At 72.3% G+C, this 238-nt stretch carries 1 protein-coding gene; it reads left to right on the top strand.

Annotated elements, in window-relative coordinates:
- On the top strand, positions 1-238 hold a 238-nt coding region (locus ASC93_RS21260), incomplete at both ends, for an Ig-like domain-containing protein (RefSeq protein ID WP_162251940.1).

Below are 238 nucleotides of genomic sequence, written 5' to 3'. Positions count from 1 at the left end.
GTCGGCACCGGTGCCGGACGCCGCCGTCACCAACGACACGACGCCCACGTTCTCGGGCACGGCCGAGGCGGGCGCGAAGGTCAAACTGTACGACACGGACGGCACGACCTTGCTCGGCACGACGACGGCCGATGGCGGCGGCGCCTGGAGCATCACGGCGTCGACCCTGAGCCAGGGCGCACACACGGTGACGGCCAAGGCCACCGACGCGGCCGGCAACGTCAGCACGTTGTCGGCG

Source organism: Massilia sp. Root335 (assembly GCF_001425685.1).
Lineage (GTDB): Bacteria > Pseudomonadota > Gammaproteobacteria > Burkholderiales > Burkholderiaceae_D > Telluria > Telluria luteola.
The sequence above is the reverse complement of the archived record's forward strand: the minus strand, read 5'-3'. Positions and strand labels throughout refer to the sequence as shown.